The organism is Elusimicrobiota bacterium, assembly GCA_026388095.1.
Taxonomy (GTDB): domain Bacteria; phylum Elusimicrobiota; class Elusimicrobia; order UBA1565; family UBA9628; genus UBA9628.
In genome coordinates this window covers 36343-57257 of sequence record JAPLKL010000062.1, presented here as the reverse complement: position 1 = coordinate 57257, position 20915 = coordinate 36343, and the positions used below count along the sequence as shown (strand labels likewise).

23 protein-coding genes are annotated in these 20915 nt (G+C 69.1%); 11 read left to right on the top strand and 12 right to left on the bottom strand.

The features are described 5' to 3' along the window. From NTY77_15160 to NTY77_15150, 3 genes are all read right to left on the bottom strand, one after another. Window positions 1-258 (bottom strand): hypothetical protein (locus tag NTY77_15160; GenBank protein ID MCX5796832.1); only part of this gene is annotated, 258 nt, incomplete at its 3' end. A gap of 43 nt (window positions 259-301) precedes the next feature. Continuing rightward, window positions 302-1300 carry a ketoacyl-ACP synthase III gene (locus tag NTY77_15155; protein MCX5796831.1) on the bottom strand — a complete coding sequence of 333 codons (999 nt, stop codon included), beginning with the start codon at window positions 1298-1300 and terminating at the stop codon, window positions 302-304. Window positions 1301-1363: 63 nt separating this feature from the next. Beyond that, the gene (locus NTY77_15150) at window positions 1364-2839 is read right to left on the bottom strand and encodes an RNB domain-containing ribonuclease (protein ID MCX5796830.1); all 1476 of its coding nucleotides are present in this window, start codon (window positions 2837-2839) and stop codon (window positions 1364-1366) included. A gap of 86 nt (window positions 2840-2925) precedes the next feature. Here NTY77_15150 and NTY77_15145 point away from each other — a divergent pair, with 86 nt between their 5' ends. Then, window positions 2926-3762 carry an alpha/beta hydrolase gene (locus tag NTY77_15145; protein ID MCX5796829.1) on the top strand — a complete coding sequence of 279 codons (837 nt, stop codon included), beginning with the start codon at window positions 2926-2928 and terminating at the stop codon, window positions 3760-3762. Between the two features lie 4 nt (window positions 3763-3766). Here NTY77_15145 and NTY77_15140 read toward each other — a convergent pair whose 3' ends face one another. Further along, a complete protein-coding gene (locus NTY77_15140; GenBank protein ID MCX5796828.1) occupies window positions 3767-4162 on the bottom strand; it encodes a hypothetical protein in 396 nt (131 codons plus the stop codon). 139 nt (window positions 4163-4301) lie between these two features. Between NTY77_15140 and NTY77_15135 the strand changes: the two genes are divergently transcribed. Beyond that, window positions 4302-4805, top strand: a complete 504-nt coding sequence (locus tag NTY77_15135) for a hypothetical protein (protein ID MCX5796827.1) — start codon at window positions 4302-4304, stop codon at window positions 4803-4805. 1 nt (window position 4806) lies between these two features. Here the strand turns inward: NTY77_15135 and NTY77_15130 are convergent, their stop codons facing one another. Continuing rightward, a complete protein-coding gene (locus NTY77_15130; GenBank protein ID MCX5796826.1) occupies window positions 4807-5754 on the bottom strand; it encodes a hypothetical protein in 948 nt (315 codons plus the stop codon). A gap of 36 nt (window positions 5755-5790) precedes the next feature. On the opposite strand from NTY77_15130, the gene NTY77_15125 reads away from it, so the two are divergent. The 3 genes from NTY77_15125 to thrB are packed head-to-tail and all read left to right on the top strand — an operon-like array spanning window position 5791 to window position 9013. Continuing rightward, window positions 5791-7080, top strand: coding sequence for a homoserine dehydrogenase (locus NTY77_15125; protein MCX5796825.1), 1290 nt, complete (start codon window positions 5791-5793; stop codon window positions 7078-7080). Further along, window positions 7080-8096 (top strand): threonine synthase, encoded by a 1017-nt coding sequence (gene thrC, locus NTY77_15120; protein MCX5796824.1) that lies wholly within the window; start codon window positions 7080-7082, stop codon window positions 8094-8096. The genes NTY77_15125 and thrC overlap by 1 nt, the downstream gene beginning before the upstream one ends. Then, on the top strand, window positions 8093-9013 hold the full coding sequence (gene thrB / locus NTY77_15115; protein MCX5796823.1) for a homoserine kinase: 921 nt from the start codon (window positions 8093-8095) through the stop codon (window positions 9011-9013). Before thrC ends, thrB begins: the two co-directional genes overlap by 4 nt. A 14-nt stretch (window positions 9014-9027) precedes the next feature. Here the strand turns inward: thrB and NTY77_15110 are convergent, their stop codons facing one another. The 3 genes from NTY77_15110 to NTY77_15100 form a co-directional block, all read right to left on the bottom strand. Further along, window positions 9028-9576, bottom strand: a complete 549-nt coding sequence (locus tag NTY77_15110) for a hypothetical protein (protein MCX5796822.1) — start codon at window positions 9574-9576, stop codon at window positions 9028-9030. A gap of 21 nt (window positions 9577-9597) precedes the next feature. Continuing rightward, window positions 9598-10386 (bottom strand): outer membrane beta-barrel protein, encoded by a 789-nt coding sequence (locus tag NTY77_15105; protein MCX5796821.1) that lies wholly within the window; start codon window positions 10384-10386, stop codon window positions 9598-9600. A gap of 444 nt (window positions 10387-10830) precedes the next feature. Beyond that, the gene (locus NTY77_15100) at window positions 10831-11109 is read right to left on the bottom strand and encodes a hypothetical protein (GenBank protein MCX5796820.1); all 279 of its coding nucleotides are present in this window, start codon (window positions 11107-11109) and stop codon (window positions 10831-10833) included. Window positions 11110-11221: 112 nt separating this feature from the next. Between NTY77_15100 and NTY77_15095 the strand changes: the two genes are divergently transcribed. Then, entirely contained in the window at window positions 11222-12271 is a 1050-nt protein-coding gene (locus NTY77_15095; GenBank protein ID MCX5796819.1) for a hypothetical protein, read from the top strand. A gap of 59 nt (window positions 12272-12330) precedes the next feature. Here the strand turns inward: NTY77_15095 and NTY77_15090 are convergent, their stop codons facing one another. Beyond that, the gene (locus NTY77_15090; GenBank protein ID MCX5796818.1) at window positions 12331-12984 is read right to left on the bottom strand and encodes a hypothetical protein; all 654 of its coding nucleotides are present in this window, start codon (window positions 12982-12984) and stop codon (window positions 12331-12333) included. A gap of 334 nt (window positions 12985-13318) precedes the next feature. Here NTY77_15090 and NTY77_15085 point away from each other — a divergent pair, with 334 nt between their 5' ends. The 3 genes from NTY77_15085 to NTY77_15075 all read left to right on the top strand — a co-directional run bounded on the left by NTY77_15085 (window position 13319) and on the right by NTY77_15075 (window position 15809). Beyond that, entirely contained in the window at window positions 13319-13948 is a 630-nt protein-coding gene (locus tag NTY77_15085) for a hypothetical protein (GenBank protein MCX5796817.1), read from the top strand. Between the two features lie 65 nt (window positions 13949-14013). Further along, entirely contained in the window at window positions 14014-15246 is a 1233-nt protein-coding gene (locus NTY77_15080; GenBank protein ID MCX5796816.1) for an aspartate kinase, read from the top strand. Then, window positions 15243-15809: a 3'-5' exonuclease gene (locus NTY77_15075; GenBank protein ID MCX5796815.1), complete on the top strand. Its 567-nt coding sequence runs from the start codon at window positions 15243-15245 to the stop codon at window positions 15807-15809. Before NTY77_15080 ends, NTY77_15075 begins: the two co-directional genes overlap by 4 nt. Here NTY77_15075 and NTY77_15070 read toward each other — a convergent pair. After that, on the bottom strand, window positions 15806-16420 hold the full coding sequence (locus NTY77_15070; GenBank protein MCX5796814.1) for a HEAT repeat domain-containing protein: 615 nt from the start codon (window positions 16418-16420) through the stop codon (window positions 15806-15808). The two genes, NTY77_15075 and NTY77_15070, sit on opposite strands and share 4 nt — an antisense overlap. Window positions 16421-16637: 217 nt before the next feature. Between NTY77_15070 and NTY77_15065 the strand changes: the two genes are divergently transcribed. Continuing rightward, window positions 16638-17222 carry a hypothetical protein gene (locus NTY77_15065; protein ID MCX5796813.1) on the top strand — a complete coding sequence of 195 codons (585 nt, stop codon included), beginning with the start codon at window positions 16638-16640 and terminating at the stop codon, window positions 17220-17222. Here the strand turns inward: NTY77_15065 and NTY77_15060 are convergent. Continuing rightward, window positions 17188-18153: a hypothetical protein gene (locus NTY77_15060; protein MCX5796812.1), complete on the bottom strand. Its 966-nt coding sequence runs from the start codon at window positions 18151-18153 to the stop codon at window positions 17188-17190. The two genes, NTY77_15065 and NTY77_15060, sit on opposite strands and share 35 nt — an antisense overlap. Before the next feature lie 77 nt (window positions 18154-18230). Between NTY77_15060 and NTY77_15055 the strand changes: the two genes are divergently transcribed. Then, window positions 18231-20084, top strand: coding sequence for a RecQ family ATP-dependent DNA helicase (locus NTY77_15055; protein ID MCX5796811.1), 1854 nt, complete (start codon window positions 18231-18233; stop codon window positions 20082-20084). Here NTY77_15055 and NTY77_15050 read toward each other — a convergent pair. Continuing rightward, complete coding sequence (locus tag NTY77_15050; GenBank protein ID MCX5796810.1) at window positions 20075-20905, bottom strand: hypothetical protein; 831 nt, start codon at window positions 20903-20905, stop codon at window positions 20075-20077. The genes NTY77_15055 and NTY77_15050 overlap by 10 nt on opposite strands. Between the last annotated feature and the right edge of the window lie 10 nt (window positions 20906-20915).

Genomic DNA, 20915 nt, shown 5'->3' with positions numbered 1-20915 from the left:
GCCGCTGGAGGCGTTGAACCTGCGCACCACCCCCCTCGATCGATCGGTCGTCCAGAGGTTGCCGGCCGGGTCCACGGCCCCCCAATCGTTGGTTCCCGCGTGGCCGAAGATCGTCACGCCGCCGTTGGCGGTGTCGATCCTCGACATGGTGCCGCTGCCGCCGTTGCTGCCCCCCCACATGTAGGGAGTCGAGACCTTCCGTTCGGCGGCGGAGGCCGCCGCGGCCAAGACGAGGAGACCGGCGGCCAAAGCCTTCACAACGGCATTATAGCGCAAAACCGGGACTGCGGCGCGCCGCGGGTCAGGACAGCTCGATGACCAAGGCGCCCACGGTCAGTCCGCTGCCGAAGGCCACCATCACGACCCGGTCGCCCTTCTTGACGCGCCCGGTCTGGACCGCCTCGGTCAAGGCCACGGCCGTGGAAGCCGCGGACATGTTGCCGTACTTCTCGATGTTGAGGAAGACCTTGCCCTCGGCGAGGCTCACGCCCATGCGCTTGGCCACCGCGTTGATGATGCGGATGTTGGCCTGGTGCGGGATGATGAGGCTCACCTCGTCGGGGCTGTGCACGCCCAAAGTGTTCATGACTTCCAGGGCCGCGTCGGCCATGGTCTTGACCGCGACCTTGAAGACCTCCGCCCCGTTCATCTTGAGGCAGTGGAGTTTCTGGTCCACGGTCTCGTGCGAGGCCGGCCGGCGCGAGCCGCCCGCGGGCATGGTGATGAGTTCGCACTGCTTGCCGTCCGAGCCCAGATAGCTCGAAAGGATCCCCCCCGTGTCCACGGCCGAGAGCACCGCGGCCCCGGCCCCGTCGCCGAAGAGCACGCAGGTGTTGCGGTCGCTGTAGTCCGTGATCGCGGAGAGCTTCTCCACGGCCACCACCAAAGCGCGGCGCGCGGTGCCGGCCTTGATGAAGTTCTCGGCGATGGTCAGGGCGTAGATGTAGCCGGAGCAGGCCGCGGCTACGTCGAAAGCCGGGATGGGTCGGCAGCCCAAGGCGCCCTGCAGGCGGCAGGCGTTCGAAGGGAAGAGGGTGTCCGGGCTGATGGTCGCCACCACGATGAGGTCGATGTCGGCGCCGGTGAGCTTGGCGTCGGCCAGGGCCTCCTTGGCCGCGGCCAGGGCCATGTCGCTGGTGGCCTCGTCGGCCCGCGCGATGCGCCGCTCCTTGATGCCCGTGCGCTCCGTGATCCAGGCGTCCGTGGTGTCCACCATCTTCTCGAAGTCCTGGTTGGTCAGGACCTTTTCAGGCAGATACTTGCCCAGGCCGATGATGCCGACTTTCTTAGCTTGGCTCATGATGGACATTATAGGAATTCGGGGGCCGGATTTGACACCGCCAGAGCGCGCGGCCCGGCCTTCCTACGCCACCGTCTTGAAGTTGATATACCCGCGCGCCACATCCGTGCTCATCAGCTGCACGCGGAGCCGGCGACCGACATCCATGCCCGCAAAGCCGCTCTCCAGTCTTCCCTCGATGGGGGGGTTCAAGAGTCGGACCCAGGTGCCTTTGTCGGACGCGCCGGTGACGATGGCGTCGAAGCGTTCGCCCAGCCTCGATTCCAGCAGCATCGCCGCCGCGGATTTCTCGACCTGGCGCTCGACTTTCTTCGCCGAGTCCTCCATCTCGGTGCAGCGCTTGGCCAGCGCCGCCAACTCCTCCTTCTCGTAGGGCGAGGAGCTCCCGGCCAGGGCCGCCTTCAGGAGCCGCTGCGTGATGACATCCGGGTAGCGGCGATTGGGAGCCGTGGAGTGGGCATAGTCCCTGACGGCCAGACCGAAGTGCCCGACCGCGCCGCCCCCCGGGAGTTCGACGACATATTCACCGGCGCCCAGCAGCTTGATGACGCTGAGGCAGAGATCGGGGAAACGCAGAGGATCGGCGGTCTTCTGCGCGGTCAAGAACCGATCCAGGGCTTTCGAGTCGGGCTCCTGGGGCAGCGTGAAGCCCCGCTCCGAGGCGAGCTCGACGATCCGATCCCAGCGTTTGGGCGTGCGCACGACGCGCCGCAAGGACGGCCGCTTCTTGGACGCGAGGAACCGCGCGGTGACTCCGTTGGCGGCGATCATGAAATCCTCGATGATGCCTTTGGCCTGGTTCTTCCTCTCGGCCGCGTAATCCTTGAGGACATCCCCGTCGAAGACCGGGCGCGCTTCTATGGTATCGAAGTCGAGCGCTCCATGCACATGCCGGAGCGCCTTCAGCTTCTGGGCCACGCGGTCCTGCAGCCGGAGATTCTCTTCGAGACCGCCGACGGCGCCGACCTCCTGGGGCATCGGCCCGGCGCCCTCCAGCCAGCCGGCGAGGCTGTTGTAGGCGAGTTTGGCGCGATTGCGCACCAGCGCCCGATAGATATCCGAGCTCTGCAGGGCTCCGTCCGCGGCGACGACCATCTCGACGACGACGGCGAGCCGGTCCGCCTCGCTGTTGAGAGAGGTCAAGTCGGTGGAGAGCCTCTCGGGCAGCATCGGGAACGTCTCGGCCGCGGTGTAGACCGAAGTGGTGTTCTGCCGCGCATGTTCGTCCAGCGCCGACCCCTTGACGACGAGAGCGTCCACATCGGCGATGGCCACCAGGACCTTTACGGACCCTCCCGGCGCGGCCTCGGCGACGGTGAGCTGGTCCAGGTCGCGCGAATCATCGTTGTCTATGGAGCACCAGAGGAAGCTCCTAAGATCCCGCGCCGGCCCTTCGGGTCGCGCCGCGGGCCCGCGGATGGCATCGAGCTCGGCGAGCGCCTGGGGCGGGAAATCAGGGAGCAGCCCTCTGTCGAGCATCGCCTGGCGGGCGAGCTTTCTCAGGATGGAACGATGCTGTCCTTCGTCTCTATTCGTCATGCGCCTAATCTACAAATTCCACGCCCCTCCTTCCAGCCGTGCCGGCGGACGCATCGCCTCGACTGCCGCCAGGGGTTTGTGATACCATGCCCGGCATGCGGCAGACGGTCCTCGTCATCGCCCTCCTGGTCGCGGGCTGGGTCGGTCTGCGGCGCTTCGAGACGGCCAACATCTATCATCCCGCGCGGGACTTCACGGTCATCCCCCGGACCTTCGGCCTCTCCCATGAGGAGGTGGCGCTCCGCGCCGAGGATGGGGTCGCGCTGCACGGTTGGTTCCTCCCGGCCGCCGGGGGCCCCCTGGCGGCACAAAGGCTCGTCCTGCTGTACTGCCACGGCAACGCCGGCAACGTGAGCAGCCGGGTCCCCAAGGCGGACCTGTTCCACCGGCTGGGCCTGAGCGTGCTGCTCTTCGACTACCGCGGCTACGGCAAGAGCGCCGGCAGTCCGTCCGAGCAGGGCACCTACCGCGACGCGGAGGCGGCCTGGCGCTGGCTGACGCAGGCCAAGCGCTACCCGCCCGACCGACTCGTCATCTACGGCGAGTCCCTCGGCAACGGGATCGCTCTGGAGACGGCCTTGCGCCATCCGCCCAAGGCCCTCATCCTGGAGAGCGCATTCACCTCCATCGTGGACATGGGCCGCGAGGTGTTCCCCTGGCTGCCCGTGCGCCTCATGGTGACCATGCGCTACGACAACCTGGCCAAGATCCCCCGCATCCAGTGTCCGGTCCTGGTCATGCACAGCCGCCAGGACCGCGTCGTGCCCTTCCGCATGGGCCAAGCCTTGTTCGCGGCGGCGCCGCAGCCCAAGGAGTTCCTGGAGATGACGGGCGGCCACGACGAGGGCTACTTGGAGACCGGGGCGGCCTACCCGAAGGCCGTGCAGGCTTTCCTGCTGCGCCGCGTTGCTCCCAAGAAATAGCGGTTTACTGCGCGCTCTTGGTCTCTGTAGCCTGTTCCGCCAGCATCCTGGCCGCATCCCGGATCCGCTTCGCCGCTCCGCCGCCGAACGCTTCGCCCGGCTCCTGCAGCCTGGAGACCCGCGGCTTGCGCGGCTCCACCGACTTCACGGGCTCCGCGCCCTTGCTCTTCAGGTTCGCGCCCGCTGCCGGCAGGGCTTCCGGCGCTTTAGACACCGGGGCGATTGCGGAGGACGCCTTGGAGAGCCAGCCCTTTTGGGGAGTTGCCGCTATCGCCAGTTGCGAGGTCATGACTGAGTTTTCGCCGGCTTGCGACGGGACACCCAGAAAAACAAGCGCGGCCGCGAGTTCGAGCAGGATCTTCAAATTCATCTTTTTCATAATCCCTCTTCCCGTCTTCATACCAATATTATAAGGCAGGTTCCTCCGAGGGAGCTCATACGCGGCTCAGATCATGCTCAAATAAAATCTGGCAGTCTGCAGCCATGCGCCCATGTACGAGCATGGGACACTATCAAAGGAATAGCGCTATCATATAAGCATGATCGTCCGCCTCTTCCACACCTTGGTGGCCACGAGCGTGGTGGCCGGCTCCGCGGCCGCGGCCAGCTACGGGCTCAACCACTGGGCGCCGGAAGGCCGCGCCCACGACGCCGTGGAACGCTGGATCACGGCCCCGGGCCAGGCCGTCTACTCCCGGCTCGCGGAGGACCGAGACGCGCGCAAGAAGGTAGAGGCCGGAGAGGCGCGTCTCGAGAAGGCCGGTCTGGACCTCAAGCGGCTCCAGGACTCGCTGGTGGGCTATGAGCCGGCCAAGGGCGCGGCCCGGGCCAAGGCCGTGGCCCGGCGTCTGACGCACCTCTACAACGTGGGCGCTTGGGCCGCGGCCGGCTTGGCGGCCTGCCTGGCCTGGGCCCTGCTCTTCGACATCGACACCATCATCGACGCCATCTTTCTGGGCCTCAGGGTCTCTTTGGGCCTGGCCTTCCTGCAGGGCGCGCTCATCATGGGCGGCGGGCTGGCCGTCTCCAAGCCCGGCGGCTGACCTAGTCCGTGCCGGGAGCGGGCGGGGCCGGCGCGGGCTGGTCCTTATCGTACTCGCCCTTCAGGAGGGAGTCCTCGACCTCCGGAGAGGCCCCCAGATCCAGCCCCGAGGCATTGGCTTTGCGCGCGGCGTCCTGGAGCTTATGGAACGTGTCCGCCGACAGGTTCGGGCCGTCCTTCTGGACCGCGTCGAGGAGCGCGGCCATGTCGGGGCTCACCGAGCCCTGCTGCTTCTTGAGGGCGGCTACGATCTCCGCGGCCATCTCCGGAGTGACGCCCTTGCGCCCCTGGTCCGACTTCTCCAACAGGTCCTTCTTGAGCGCCTCGAGGTCCGCGGGCGGAGCCTGCTCCGCCTGACCCTGGCCCGGTTCGGCCTTCGGGCTCTCTTCGGCCTGGTCCGGCTTGACCGTCGCGCTCGATGGGCCTTGGACTGACTTGGCCTGAGCGCCCTTCCCGCCCTGGCCCAGCTTGACCGCCGCGCTCGCCTGGCCCTGGACCGGCTCGGCCTGAGCGCTCCGCGCGGCCTGGCCCGGCTTGACCTTCGCGCTCGCCCGGCCCTGGGCCGGCTTGGTCTGCGCGCTCTTCACGACCTGGCCCGGCTTGGCCGCCGCGCCGCCTCCGCCCTGGTCCGGCCCGGCCGGCTCGCCGCCCGCCTCGGAGTCGACATCTCCCTCGATGACGGACCGGTCCGGATGGCGCTGGATGAAGTCCCGCACCTCGCCGCGCTGCAGTTCCTGCCAGCCCTCCAGGGTCTCCTCCGGGGGCTCTGTGCCATGCTTGGCCTGGTAGTCCGAGACGGAGCGGGCCAGCTTCCTCTTCTGGCAGCCCATCAGGGCCTTGAGGTCGGCCGGCTCCTGGTAGCTCGCATCCGCGGCCTTGCTGACGCACGTCGGGGCAAGCCCCGCGCAAGCGAGCGGATTCAGCCAGAGCCAGATCCAGAGTATTGACATACCGAGAGTCTAGCACAGATTTTGTAGACTTAATCCATGCGCACGATACGCCTCGCGGTCGCGGGCCTGGGCGTGGTGGGCTCCGAGACCGTGCGCCTGCTCAAGTCCCGGCGCGAGAGCCTCTGCCGCCGTCTGGGCGCCCGGCTGGAGCTCGCCGCGGTCTGCGACCGCCGCGTTGCGGCCGCGGCCCGCCGCCTCGGCCTGCCGGCCTCGGTGCGGCGCCTGACGGACCCGGCGCGGGTGGCGGCCTTGCCCGGCGTCGACGCGGTCGTCGAGCTCCTGGGCGGCCTGGGCGCGCCGCGCCGCCTGGTCCTGGGCTGCCTGCGCCGCGGCCGCGGCGTGGTCACGGCCAACAAGCGGCTCCTGGCGCGGAGCTGGGACGAGCTGCGCAAAGCCGCGGCCGACGGCGGCGGCCGGCTGCATTTCGAGGCCAGCGTGGCCGGCGGCATCCCCATCCTCAAGGCCCTGGACCTGAGCCTGGCCGGCGACCGCGTCGAGGCCGTCTACGGCATCCTCAACGGCACCACCAATTTCATCCTCACCCGCATGGCCGAAGGCGTGGCGCCGGCCGCGGCCCTGCGCCGGGCCCAGGAGCTGGGCTTGGCCGAGAAGAACCCCGCCCTGGACCTGAGCGGCCAGGACACCGCGGACAAGGTCTCGGTCCTGGCCTCTTTGGTGACCGGGGCCTGGCTGCGGCCCGACCAGGTGCGCACGCAGGGCATCCAGGACCTGGGGCTCGAGGACATGGCCTTCGCGGAGAACGAGCTGGGCCGCCGGGTCAAGCTCCTGGGCGTGGCCCGCTTCCTGGAAGGCGCCGAGCCCAGAGTCGAGGCTTTCGTCGGCCCCGCCTTGGTCCCTCTGGCGCATCCCCTGGCCGCCGTGCAGGACGAGTTCAACGCGGTCCTGGTGCGCGCCGCTTCCGCCGGGGACCTGATGTTCTACGGAAGAGGCGCCGGCGCGGGCCCCGCGGCCAGCGCCGTACTGGGCGACATCATGGCGCTGGGCCGGGAGCTCATCTCCGGCGCCGCGCCCGCCGCGCCGCGGCCGGGGCCGGCCCCGCGCCTGGCCGACTCGGACTGCGCCTTCTACCTGCGCCTGGGCGCCCTGGACCGGCCGGGCGTGCTCTCCGCCGTCACCGCGGCCTTGGGCCGGCTGGGCATCTCGATTGCCACCATCAACCAGCCCGGGGGCTGCGACCCCAAGTGCGTGCCCATCATCCTCACCACGCATCCGACCAGCCCCGGCACCTTCGGCCGGGCCCTGCGCGACATACTCGCTCTGCCCAGCATCGCGCGCCGCCATACCGTGATGCGCCTTCTGCCCTGATGACCCTCATCGAGCGCTACCGCGGCCGGCTGCCCGTGACGCGCCGCACCCCGGTGGTGTCCTTGGGCGAGGGGAACACGCCTCTGATCCGCGCCGACCGCCTGGCCAAGGCCGCGGGCCTGCGGCCGGGCTCGGTGCACCTCAAATTCGAAGGGACCAACCCCACGGGCTCCTTCAAGGACCGCGGCATGACCGTGGCCATGTCCAAGGCTTTGGAGGAGCGCTCCCGGGGGGTGCTCTGCGCCTCGACCGGCAACACCGCGGCCTCGGCTTCGGCTTATGCCGCCAAGGCCGGCCTGCGCTGCGTGGTCTTCTTGCCCCGCGGCGCCGTGGCCTTGGGCAAGCTCATGCAGGCCGTGATGCACGGAGCCGAGATCGTGGAGGTCGCGGGCAACTTCGACGCGGCGCTGAAGGCGGCTTTGCGGATCGCGGCCGAGCAAGACTTCACCGTGGTCAATTCGTCCAATCCCTACCGCATCGAGGGCCAGAAGACCGCGGCCTTCGAAGTGGCCGAGGTCCTGGGCCGGGCCCCGGACTTCCAGTTCATGCCCGTGGGCAACGCCGGCAACATCACCGCCTACTGGAAGGGCTACCGGGAGCTCGGCGGCCGCAGGCCGCGCATGATGGGCTTCCAGGCCGCGGGCGCGGCACCCTTGGTGCTGGGCCGTCCGGTCGCCGACCCCAGGACCGTGGCCACGGCCATCCGCATCGGCGACCCCTACTCCAAGGCCGGAGCCTTGGCCGCGCGCGACGAGTCCGGCGGCATGATCGGCTCCGTGACCGACAGCCAGATCCTGGCCGCCTACCGCTTCCTGGCGCGGGAAGAAGGGGTCTTCTGCGAGCCGGCCAGCGCGGCCGGAGTGGCGGGCCTGCTCAAGCTGGCCCGGACCGGCCGCAAGCCGAGCGGGACCGTGGTCTGCGTGCTCACCGGCCACGGGCTCAAGGACCCGGACACGGCGGCGCGCTTCTCCCCCCGCCGCCGGGCTTTCACGCCGGGCCGCGGGTTCAAGCTGTGAGCGTGCTCCGGCGGGTGCGGGTGCGGGTCCCGGCTTCCACCAGCAACATCGGTCCGGGCTTCGACTGCCTGGGCATGGCCCTGACGCTCCACAACGAGCTTGAGATCGAGAAGCACTCCGAGGACGGCCCGCCCGTCGTCGAGATCGAGGGCGAGGGCGCGGAGTCCTTGCCCAAGGACAAGAGCAACCTCATGGTCCGCGCGGCCAACACGGTCATCGCGGGCCGATTCTTCAACCGCCTGGTCTTCAAGGCCCACAACCGCATCCCGCTGGCCCGGGGGCTGGGCTCCAGCGCGGCCGCCATCGTGGCCGGCCTCTTCGCGGCCAACCGGCTTTTGGAGCCCTCGCCGCTGACGGACGAGCAGCTCTTCGAGTACGCGGTGGTCATGGAAGGCCACCCGGACAACGTGGCTCCCGCCATCAGGGGAGGGGTCACCCTCTCCATAAAAGATCACAGGGCCGTGCGCAACCTGGCCTTGAAGCCTCACCAGGATCTCACGGCCGTGGTCTGCATCCCGGAGTTCCAGCTGGAGACGGCCAAGGCCCGCGCGGTATTGCCCGACACCGTGCTGCGCGAGGCCGCGGTCGAGAACGTCTCTCGCGCGCTGCTGCTGGCCTCGGCCATCGAGCGCGGGCGCTGGGAGGACTTGGCCGAAGCCATGGGCGACCGCCTGCACCAGCCCTACCGGGCTCCGCTCATCCCCGGGTTCAAGGACGTGCTCAAGGCCGCCCTGGCCGCCGGCACCTGCGGGGCCGCGCTCTCCGGCTCAGGGCCGACGGTGCTGGCCCTGTGCCGCAAGGGGCCGCAGGCGTTGGCCATCGGCGAGGCCATGGTCAAGGCCTTCGCGGCCCACAAGATCGCCAGCCGGGCCGAGGTCCTGCCCATCGAGCGCAAGGGCGCGCGGGTCTCGGCTTAAGCGCGGCTGAGGCCTCAGCCGCGGGGGGATCCCATCTGGAACCAGACCCAGCTCAGGCGGGGGACCCAGGCCCCCGTGCAGACGGGGCAGCGGTGCGCGGTGACCGGCGCCCCAGCCCAGCCTCCGGCACCCATGGGACGCGCGCATTTGGGGCAGACCAGCGTCGCGGCCAGCCCATCAGCGGCGTCGGGCTTCCACTGAGCCAGGCGGCGGCTCAGGAAGGCGCAGAGCTCATCCCAGCCGCACCAAGCCCCGCCGCAGGACGGACAGACGTAGTGCGCTACCGGCTTGCCATCGGCCCGGCTCTGGAGATGCAGGCCGCATTCCGGGCAGTACAGCAGGCCGGGCCGGCGGACCCCGCGGCTCTGCCGCAGGGCGAGCTCGCAGCGCGCGAAGGCGACGTCCAGCTTGGCCAGCAGCCAAGACCCCCAGAAGTACAGGGCGGCCAGGAGCACGGTGGCCGCGGCTCCCAGACGGGGATTGATCAGGAAGAGCAGGAGGGCCCCGGCGGCGAGGAAGCAGAACAGGATGCGTCCCTCGGTCGGAGGAGTACAGCAGGCCATGGCTGGATTATAGCAAGGCGCTCAGAACTTGTAGCCGAGTCCCGCCGTGAACATGTGGGTCTGGGCCGAAAGGCGGTAGCCATAGGTGTTGTTCCCGAAGGTGCCTGGCGGGAACACCATCGTGTCGTCCACGCCGGGGAAGTCCGAGAAGCGGTATTCGCCGCGCAGCAGCCAATGCTCGCGGATCTTCCTCTCCACGCCGGCGCCGATCGAATATCCGAACATGAGGATTTCCCGCGTGATCGGCGCCTGTTCTTCCGTCCCGAAGCAGTATTGCGAGTTGAGCGTCGGGTTCCAGCAGACCCCGGTCGCTTCCATGTCCTGGATCGCGAGTCCGCCCGTGCCGTAGACCAGCCATGCGGGCCCCGCCAGATACCCGATGCGCCCCCGCACGCCGCCGTCCCATTTCATCCTGACCGAGGCGGTATCGTTGGGACCGGGAGGAGCCGTGAAGCCGCCGCAGCCCGGGCCGCAGCCCGGGAAGAAGTCGCGGGTCTCGGTCTTGTCGCTCCAGGCGAAGTCGGCCTCGGGGCCGAACACCCAGCGCCCCCTCTGCCAGTTGTAGCCGCCATAGCCGCCGATGCGCAGCGCCGTCAGGTCGTAGCCGCGGGCCGGCAGACCGTCCAGGGCGACGGTGCCGCCGTTGTTCTCCCGGCCCGTCCAGGTCGCCTCGCCGGATTTCAGGCCGGAGGCTAGGCCGGCATAGGCGCCGCGCCAGGAATCATCCGCGCCCGTCGTCTCGGCCATGGCGGGCCTCGCGACGGCGCTCAAAGCCAGCGATACGATCGCCACTTGGAACCAACAAGTCATGATGCCCCCTTTGCCGGGTCGCAAGACACCGCGCCCTGCGATTATACATCAAGGGGTCGCAGGAGTGACACGTGGCGAGAGGATTTTCAGCATGCACCGGTGCCGCATCCAGAGCTGTCCGGGGAAAGTCAAAGAAGCTTGCCTGGCCGTTCTCTGAGTCTCTCGGAGCGGAACCGACCTGCGACGATCCTGGGCCCGACAGGGTTCTCTGTGCGATGCACCCCGCCGCAACTCGCAGGACCCATCGGGGTTGTCAACGGCCACAGCCGGTATCGCCGGCGCGGGCCAACGCCGGGATGATGTCTCGGGACAGGCTGTAAAACCGCGCAAGCCGATTCAACGAGGCCTGCTGCCGATTTCTCGTCGGACAATCCCGACCGGAGGCTGTTTCATCAGGGCTTGGTGCGTCGCGCGACGGATTTTCCCCGGACAGGAGTGGCCGCATCACACCGCCGGCGCCGAGGCCAGGAGTTCCAGGCCCATGGCCTTGGCGGCGTCGATCTCGGTGCATTCGTTGACGCTGCACAGGCCCAGCTCCTTGTCCATGTAGTTCTGCAGCCGGTCCACCGAGTCGGCTTCCCACACGCAGATGGCCGAGCTCATCTTCTTGTCCGGGAGGAACAGATGGGGGGTGAGGCCTTGCGGCACCTTCTTGACCAGCGACGAGCCCTTCTCGAAGAACGCCTTGGCATCCTTGATCTGATGCGTCACCAGGATATACATATCAGTCTCCCTCCCCCCCGCCGCTCATATGTTAGCTCCCCGGGCTCAAAACGAAGTCAAGTCTTCCGGGCGGCCTTGCGCCGACGACGTCTTGGGGCTAAACTACCCGGGCATGCTTCGCCTCCTTCTGCTCTGGACGCTCTGGGCCCCCGCGGCGCAGGCCGCGCGCTTCGAAGTGGCTCCTGTCGAGGCGCGCGCCATTCCCCAGGTCGTCCCCACGGTCCAGCTCGCCGCGCCGCTATCCCAGCCTCTTCTGGCGCCGCAGGCGCAGTTCTCGCTGACGCCCAGCCCGCTCGTCGCTCCCGCATTCTCGCCAGTCCCGGCCGTCCTTGCCCCCGAGACCGTCGCGCCCCTGGGACCGGTCCTGGCGGAGCCGGCGCCCGGAGCCCCGGCGATACCGCCTCCCGAAGCGCCCGCCGGACCGGCCGTCGGCCCGGAGCGGTCCCCCGAGGATGCTCGCGCTGACGGCGAGCTCTTCGATGGACCCGTCCTCGCCCTGCCGCCGGACGACATCCCCGCCTGGCCGGGCCAGACCGGGGACCGGGTCCGCATCGCGGGGCAGACCTACGAGCTCGCAGAGAAGCTCGGCGAAGGGACCTCGGCCTGGGTCTACCGCGTCAAAGGCCGGGACCTGGTGGTCAAGCTCATCGCCCCCGAGCTCAAGGACATCGAGGTCTTCGGGGCCGAGGCCGCGGCGCTGGCCGCCATGTCCAAGACCGACATCCCTCACGCCGCGCTGCGCGCGGCCAGCGCCGACGGCCTGGCTTTGGTCAAGGACCTTGTGGTGGGCACGCCCATGCACGAGGCCGGCCGCTTGAGCGCCGAGCAGAGGGCGGGCCTGGTCGAGCTCATGGTCCGGCTGGTGCGCATCGGGCACACCGCGGACCTCAACATGGGCAACCTCTACTGGACCAAAAGCGGCTGGGTGCTCGTGGACGCGGGCGGCTTCGCCCCGACGAGCCCCTGGGGCCCCATAGGCCAGTACCTGAGCCCGGAGAGGTCGGAGATGACGGGCTTTCCCGCGGCGGAGCTTCTGGCGGCCGTGCGGCAGCGCCTGGGCCCGGACTCCGCCGAGTGGCGCGCCGTCCTCGCTACGGCCCAGTACCCCCATCAGAAGCAGGCCCTCGCCGCCTTGGCGCGGCTCGATGCGGGGCGGCGCTAAAAAGGCACCGGCCACCGCGATTCGTCCGCGGTGGCCGGTGAATTTCCGGGCCGGAAGCCTTAGTCGAACTTGATGCCGCCGACGCCCAGGTCGCTGAGCTTGCTGACGGAATCCTGAGCCGACTGCAGGCGGTGCGGGTGCGGGATCGGCGGATAGTACGGGTTCGGTCCGTAGTCGCGGCAGTAGAGGTCGCGGGAGTCGATGAGGCAGGTCTGGTTGTTGCGCTGCGCGCGGAAGGAGGCGACCGGCAGCGTGTTCAAGCTGTCGGAGAAGCCCACGCGCCAGTCCTCGTTGCAGGCCTGATACGTGTCCTCGACGACCATGCGGCCGTTGAAGCCGCAGGGCATGCCGTCGCGCATGGTCCGCCACGTCCGGCCCACGAACTCGACATTGCGGCTGCTGGCCAGATCCACCTGCTGGCCGATGTCCTTGCCGCGCAGAGTGAAGTTCCAGCCGTCGCTGACCGGGGCCTGTCCGGAGAACTTGGCCTGCTTGTCCTGGCCCTGGCTGACCGTCACCGTGAACTTGCGGGAGTTGTCGGCGGAGAACACGACCTTGGTCGGTCCGGCCAAGAACTCCACGACCTTGCCGCTCTGGTCGGTGATCTTCAGCGGGCCCGAGCCCGCCAAAGTCAGCAGTCCGTCGCGCGTCTCCTCGCCGCAAGCGGCCAGCATCACCACGGCCAGCAACAGAATGGATGAAAGTCTCTTCATTCCCCCTACCTCCTTACTGAGCATGGAAGAGATTTTATCACGCCCCCGGATTTCCACTATAGGCCCTTCGGTCCCGCCGAACGGACCAATGGACCCACTACAAAATAGGTCCAAAGACCTAGGCGATTCCACCCGGTATCGACGAGAGGCCCCCGGCCGCTTGCGCGGCGCCGGCGCGCGCGCGCGCCGGCGCCGCGGGACGCCGGGCCGACAGGCCCAGCCGCCATAGGACTTCCGCTCCACGGCTGTCCCATTCGCGCTGGGCCAAAAGCCGAGGTCGGGGTAGGCCCTCCGCTTCAGGCGCGGCCGAGGGGATCAGGCTACAATCAGGGTGATGCTATCCTCCCTTGCCGTCGCCGCCTGCCTGTCGCTGCCTCTGGCGGCCCAGTCCTGGGACGCCCAGGTCCGGGACGTCTCGAACGCCGCCGCTGCGTCCTCCCGCCAGATGAAGGCCTCCCGCCTCAAGGGTCTCGCCGTCGAGGCGCAGGCCCAGGCCGCTCGACTGACGGCGCAATATCAGAACGATCCGATCGCCGCGCGTTTAAAGCTCGACCGCTGGGGCTACGGCCTGGCGGTCAAGACGGTTTTCGAGAGGATGGCCGAGCCCGAGCACTCCGGCATCGACTTCGGCATCCAGCCTGGGGCGCACATGGGGACGGACGGCACCCTGCGCTTGACCCCTGGGGTCGGCTATGCCCGCCATTCCCACGCGGGATATCTGACCGAGGCCGTCAAGGACATGGACGCGGTCGCCGAGCATATCGACAACACGAATTACGCCGGCTTCGTCGCGGCGGATCTGCGGTACGCGCGCGACATCCTCAGGAAGCATCTCGACAAACTCAAGGACTTTTCTCCCAAGGACGCGGAGGAGGCGGCCTGGAAGGACAAGGCCGTCGCCTCCTGGACCGAGCTTCTGGCGAAGATCGAAGAGGCTTGCACGCTCGCCGAGGCCCTGCGCTGACGCCGGGACCTTCCCAGCGAGCCGGCCCGCCCCCCCCCATTTGGTAGAATGACTCGGCGGCACCCATGCGCATACTGGTCATGAAGTTCGGCGGGACCTCGGTCGCGGACCCCGAGAAGATCCAGCTCGCCGCCGACCGGGCCATCACGGCCCGTGGCCGCGGCCGGGCCGTGGTCGTGGTGGTCTCGGCCCCGGGCGAGATGACCGACGAGCTCCTGACCTTGGCCCAGCGCGTGGCACCGGAGCCCGACGCCCGCGAGCTCGACCAGCTGCTGGCCACGGGCGAGCAGGTGGGCATCGCCCTCTTCGCCATGGCCTGCCGGGCGCGCGGCGTGCCCGCGGTGTCCTTGACCGGCGCGCAGGCCGGCATCGAGGCCGGCGGCGCCCACACGCGGGCCCAGATCGTGCGCATCCGGACCGGCAAGCTGCTGCGCGAGTTGAGAGCCGGACGCATCGTGACCGTGGCCGGCTTCCAGGGCCTCAACCCGGAGCGCGACGTGGCCACGCTCGGCCGGGGCGGCTCGGACCTGACCGCCGTGGCCCTGGCCACGGCCCTGCGCACGCGCGAAGTGGAGATCTACAGCGACGTCAAGGGCGTCTACACGGCCGACCCGCGCCTGGTCTCCGAGGCCCGCAAGCTCGACTCCATCACGGGCGAGGAGATGCTGGAGTTGGCCGGCGCCGGAGCCCAGGTGATGCAGCCGCGCTCCATCGAGGTGGCCGAGCGCTTCGGCGTGTCCATCCACGTGCGCTCCGCCTTCCACCCGCAGCCGGGCACCTGGATCGTACCCAAGGGAGATACCATGCTGGAAAAAGCCTTCGTCTCGGCCCTGGCCCTGGACAAGAGCGAGGTGCGCCTCAACGTGACCGACGTGCCGGACCGGCCGGGCGTGGCGGCCTCCGTGCTCTCGGCTTTGGCCGCGCGGCACATCCCCGTTGACATGATCATCCAGTCCGCGCCTTCGCGCGAGGGTGTCAACGCGATCTCGCTGATGACCCCGCGCAGCTTCGCGGCCAAGGCCAAGGAGGCCCTGGCCCCCCTGGCCCGGCGCCTGGGCGCGGCCGTGGACATCCGCGACGGGGTGGCCAAGGTCTCGGCCGTGGGCACCGGGTTCCGGCACCATCCCGGCATCGCGGCCCGCATGTTCGAGACTCTGGCCAAGCACAAGATCAACATCCACATGATCGTGGCCTCGGACCTGCGCATCTCGACCGTGGTGGACGCGGCGCACGGTGAGACCGCCCTGCGCGCCTTGCACAAGGCCTACGGCCTGGCGCGCAAGAGGAGGCGAGCATGAGCCCCAAGACGCGCAAGGTCCCCGCCGAGGCGCCCGACTTCGCGGCCATCGACTTCGAGACCGCGGACTACGGCTCGGACTCGGCTTGCGCCGTCGGGGTGGTGCGGGTCAAGGACGGCCGCATCGCCAAGCGCTTCCACCGCCTCATCCGCCCGCCGCGCGACCGCTTCATCTTCACCTACATCCACGGCATCACCTGGCCGCAGGTGTGCCTGGAGCCGAGCTTCGCCGAGCTCTGGATCGAGATCGCGGCCGCCATCGGCGACGCGCAGTTCCTGGCCGCGCACAACGCGCGCTTCGACCGCAAGGTCCTGGAGACCTGCTGCCGGTCCGCGGGCATCGCTCCGCCGCCTTGGCCCTACGTCTGCACGGTGCAGCTGGCGCGCAAGACCTGGTCCATCTACCCCACCCAACTGCCCACGGTCTGCGGCCGGCTGGGCATCGACCTGGACCACCACCAGGCGCTCTCGGACGCCGAGGCCTGCGCGCGCATCGTGCTGGCCGCGCTCAAGGAAGGCTGGCGGCCGTCGCCGTCGGCCGCGGCCTCCAGCCCGCGGCCCTAGAGCCGGCGGCGCTGGGCCGCGCCCAGGGCCCAGGTCAGGGCCACGCGCACGCTCTCATCGGTCTCCGAGCGCAGGGCGCGCGACAGGGGCCTGACCCCTCTCCAGCGGCTCAGGCGGCCCAGGGCGATGGCGCAAGCCAGACGCACCTGGGGCTCAGGGTCCCTGACGGCGCGGGCCAGGAAGCTCCAGGCGCGCCGGTCGCCGATGCGGCCCAGGGCCTGGGCCGCGGCCACGCGCACGAAGAGCGGCTCGTCCAGGCGCAGCAAGACCGCGCTGACGTAGGGGATGGCGGCGAAATTGCCCTCATAGCCGAAGGCCGCGACGGCCTCGCCGCGCTCGCGCGGATCCGGGTCGCGCAGCGCGGCCAGGAGCCCGGTCAAGGACGGGACCGGGGCGACGGCGTCGCGCAGGTCTTCCCCGAGCTTCTCCACCTCCATTATAGGCGCCGACGCGATGGGCGGAAGCTCCCCGGTGTTGAGCAGGAGGGAAAGCTCCTTGGCGCTGCCGAACGGCTGGAGCTTGGCCGCAGGCTCAGCCGGGACGCCGCCGAGCGCGGCCTGCCCCGTCCGGGGCAGGAAAAGGAAAACGCCGAGGAGCCATGCTTTGCGCATGTGGTTGGCCCTCGGCGGTGGGCGCCTAATTATAGCAGGTTTCCCCAAGCTGTCAAGGCCCACTCCGAAGGTGCCGGTGGTCAACTTTGTCAACTTATTTAACTTTCCACTCGAAAGTTGAAAAGTTAAGTAAGTTGACCACCGACACCCAATCGGAGGCGCTTGACAACGACTTGACGCCCGGGAGGCAGACTTATAATAGGACCGGGAGGCAGATATGCGGAACCTCTTCTTTCTCGCCGCGTTGGCCGGGCTGAGCGTTGCCTGCGCCACGGCGCCGACGCAGCCGATGGGCGCCGAGCAGCGCCGCGAGCAAGCCGAGGCGGTCACCACGAGATGGTACACCTATTCCGAGGTCATGGCCCTGCAGCTCATAGAGGAATACGGCGCCCCGGACCGGATCGAGCCTGACCGGCTCACCTGGGACCACAGGGGCCCCTGGGACAAGATCGCGGTCTGGAACGCGGAGGACTATTACTATTCCGGCACCATGGGGCCGGACAACCTGGAGCAGACGCTCGCCTACGAGGTACCCGCGGACAAGCGCAAGGCTCTGGCGGCCTTCAGCGCCAAGCTGAAGGTCTCCAAGGACGGAAAGGAGATCACCGTGCGCGGCAACGACGAGGCCCTCAATCTCCTTGCGCTCAATCTGGCCCACGAGCTCGTCCGGGGGGTCAGGGACCCGGACGATGCGCGGAGCTTCTATGACCGGACCTACCGGCTCTCGCTGGCCGGCAAGTCGTCGGACTACATGGAGAGGCTCTTGTTCATGGCGCCGGCCGCGGCTTCCCCGCGATACTGAAGAGCTCTTCGAGCATCCCGATGATGGCGCGGTGCAGGCGCACCCGCTTGGGCAGGGGCATCTTCATGGAGCTGGTCTCCACCACGATGACCGAGCGGCCCGCCGGGCCTGGCCGGACGCTGCCATCCACGGATACCTTCTGCGCTGAGATAAGCTCGTCGATGGAACCGTCGTTGACGCCGCAGATGACGCCGTCGACGATCTTTTCGTCGAAATCCGTCCGTCCCGCGAGCTTGATCGGGTACTTCAGCTCCGCCATCTTCCCTAATACGGCCTTGGCCACGGGGTCGTCGCAGCCCTTGGGGCCTTGCGAGTAGATGTAGCCCGCAAGCAAAGAGTCGTCCTCATGAAGGTCCACGGAAAGCGCGGGCGGGTACTCCCGGGCCAGCTCAAGGACCTTGGCCGTGAGCGCGGCGGACTGGGCCGAGGCGGGCGTGGCCAGGCGGGGTTTGCCGTCCTTGTCCAGAAGGCGGTAGTCGCTGTCGCCCACGCTGTGGCCGAGGCGGCGCTCCTTGGCGTCCGGGTAGCGCCACCCTTTGGAGTAGCCGAAAGGATTGCACAGGGGGAAGACCACGGCCGGGATGTCCGCGGCCGCCAAAGCGGCGAGGGCCTCCGTGCTGTAAGAAACGGCGTTTGGCGGGGCGGGCTCTTCGCCGTGGATGCCCGCCAGCAGCCAAAGAGCTGGCCCTTTTTTCTTCGTATGGAGCACGCGGATGGGCAGGCCTTGGTCGGTGTAAACGGTCTCCATGGTCCAGGGGCCGTTCTTGGCCAGGTCGTCCATGGCCGTGTAGAGCTCCTGGATGGGCCGCCTGCCGTCGCCGCCGAAGGTCTTGGCGGCTGCAATAGGATCGGGAGCCTGGCCCGCCCGCGCGGCGCAGGAAAGGGCGGCCAGCAGCGCGCTGGCTTTTAAGATCCGTTCGATCGCCTTCATCATCATGCCTCTGGCAGGATTATAACAGACTCGCCATGCGGCTGGGAAAGCCGGTACAATACATCCCAGCGTCTGCCATGATGACACCCGAGGAGGCCCTCAAGCGCGGCTGGGGCTACGACTCGTTCAAGCCCCTGCAGCGGGAGGCGGTCGAGGCGGCGCTGGCCGGCCGCGACAGCCTGGTCGTGCTGCCGACCGGAGGCGGCAAGAGCCTCTGCTACCAGCTTCCCGCCGCCATGGGCCGGGGACTCGTCCTGGTCGTCTCCCCGCTCATCGCGCTCATGGACGACCAAGTCGCGGCCGCGCGCGAGGCGGGCTTGGCCGCCGACGCCCTGCACTCGAACCTGGAGGCCGACCATCGCAGCGCGGCCTACCGCCGGCTGGCCGCGGGCAAGATCGACCTCCTCTACGTGAGCCCCGAGCGCCTTTTGGTCGGAGACCTGCTGGAGGACTGCGCCCCGCGGCTGATCCTGATCGCGGTCGACGAAGCGCACTGCGTCTCGCATTGGGGCCACGAATTCCGGCCCGAGTACCGCCGCCTGGCCGAGGTCATGGAGCGCTTCCCCAAAGCGGCGCGCATGGCCCTGACCGCTACGGCGACGCCCGCGGTCCAGGAGGACGTCTGCGTCCAGCTCGCCTTGCGCGGGCCCGCGCGCCTGATCGGGCATCCCGACCGCCCGAACCTGGTCTATCGCGCCTTCCCGCGCCGCGACCAAGCCGCGCAGGTGCTGGAGGTGGTGCGCATCCACTCCGGCGAGGGCGGCATCGTCTACGCCCAGACCCGCAAGGACGTGGAGCGCCTGGCCGCGGGGCTGGCCAACGCTGGGGTCTCCTGCGCGGCCTACCACGCGGGCCTCGACGCCGAGGTCCGGCGGCGCGCCCAGGACGACTTCGTCAACGAGCGGCTCGACGTGGTCGTGGCCACCATCGCCTTCGGCATGGGCATCGACCGCTCCAACGTCCGCTACGTGGTCCACGCCAACACGCCGCGCTCGGTGGAGCATTACCAGCAGGAGTCGGGGCGCGCGGGCCGCGACGGCGAGCCTGCCGACTGCGTCCTGCTCTTCGCGGCCTCGGACCTGGCCCGGCACCGCGGCCTGGCGCTCAAGGACGGCCACTTGGCGCCCGAGCGCCAGCGCGCGCTGGAGCGCCAACTGCGCGAGATCGGCCGCTATGCCGTAGCTCCGGTGTGCCGCCATCGCCTGCTGGCCGAGCATTTCGGCGCCGCCTACCCGCCCGACGGAGCCGAGCCCGGAGCGGAAGGCTGCGCCGCCTGCGACGTCTGCCTGGGCGAGACCAAGAGCCTCTCCGCCGAGGAGGCTCTCCTGACGGCCAAGAAGGTCTTGAGCGGGGCCTGGCGCGCGGGCGGGGGCTTCGGCACCGGCTACGTGGTCAACCTGCTGCTGGGACGCGGCGACGAGCGCATGGCGCGCCACGGCCACGACGCGCTGCAGGTCTTCGGCTTGCTCAAGGAAGCCGGGGAGGCGGCGGTGCGCTCCTGGATAGACCAGCTCATCGTGCAGGGCTTCTTGGAGGTCTCCGAGGAACGGGAGTATCCCCTCCTGCGCATCACCGAGGCGGGCAAGGCCTTATGCGGGGGTGGGGGCGCGGTTCGGCTGGGCGTGCCGGCTCCGCCGGCTGCGCGCGGCAAGAAGAAGTCCAAGGCCCTGCGCAAGAGCCACGCCTGCGGTCTTCCGCCGGACGAGGAGCTCTTCGAACGCCTGCGCCAGCTGCGGCGGCTGATCTCGGGGAAGCTGGGCGTGCCGCCCTACGTGGTCTTCCACGACAGCGCCTTGGTGGAGATGGCCGCCTTGAAGCCCAAGACTTTGGAGGCCTTGCGCGGCGTCAAGGGCGTGGGGGACCGGAAACTGGCGCGTTATGGGGAGGCCTTCCTCGCGGTCATCGCGGGTCAGCCGCCGGATCACCAGTAAGCCGAGAGCCCACCGACCGGCCCGTCCAAAGCCACGCCGCCGCTGCGCAGCCAGCGGTAGCCTCCGTACAGGGCGACGTAGCCCGCCCTGAGGACCACGTTCAGGCCGTAGTCTGCGATGGGCGGACCGCCTTCCAGGTTGGCCCAGGCCGGCCGGAATTCGAGGCCTAGGTGCTTCGCGGGATGGATGAGGATGGGCAAGGTGAGGATGGTCCCGGCATGATGAGCGGCGCCGTCAAGGAAGAAGGGTCCGAAGCCAAGGTCCGCCTCGACGGCGCCGCCGAAGAGCATGCGGTATTCGGGGACGAGCGCGGTGGTGGACATGGTCTCGTCCGATTTGCGCTGCCAGTAGGAGGTGCGCCGCACGCTCACCGCCAGCAAGGCATACCCCGCTTCGGCGCGCACGTCCACGGCGGAGACTCCCTCCTGGACGGCCTGGTAGCCGGCGTCGGCCCTGGCGAAGGGGATGAGGATGTCGCCGTGCTTGCGGCGTTCGAGACTCTTGCCTTCGAAGCCGCAGGATTCCAGCATCGCGGCGGAGCGGTCCTCCTCTCCCAAGGCATAGACGAGGCTCCTTTCCCCGCTGCAGACGAAGCAGTAGCCCAAGGCCGCGCCGATCTCCTCCATGAAAGGACGCATGAGGGCGCCCAGAACGCTGTCGCCGGCGTCGGGGGATGATCTTTGATGGCTCCGGTCCGAGCTCCGGGACGGCGCCGGGGTGGCGGCGGCTTTCTCGAATTGCTTGAGCGGGCCGGCTTGCGCGGGCTGCAGGAGGGCGAGGCTCGCCAGCAGGCCGGCGCAGAGGACCTTGGAATCAATCACGCAATGCTCC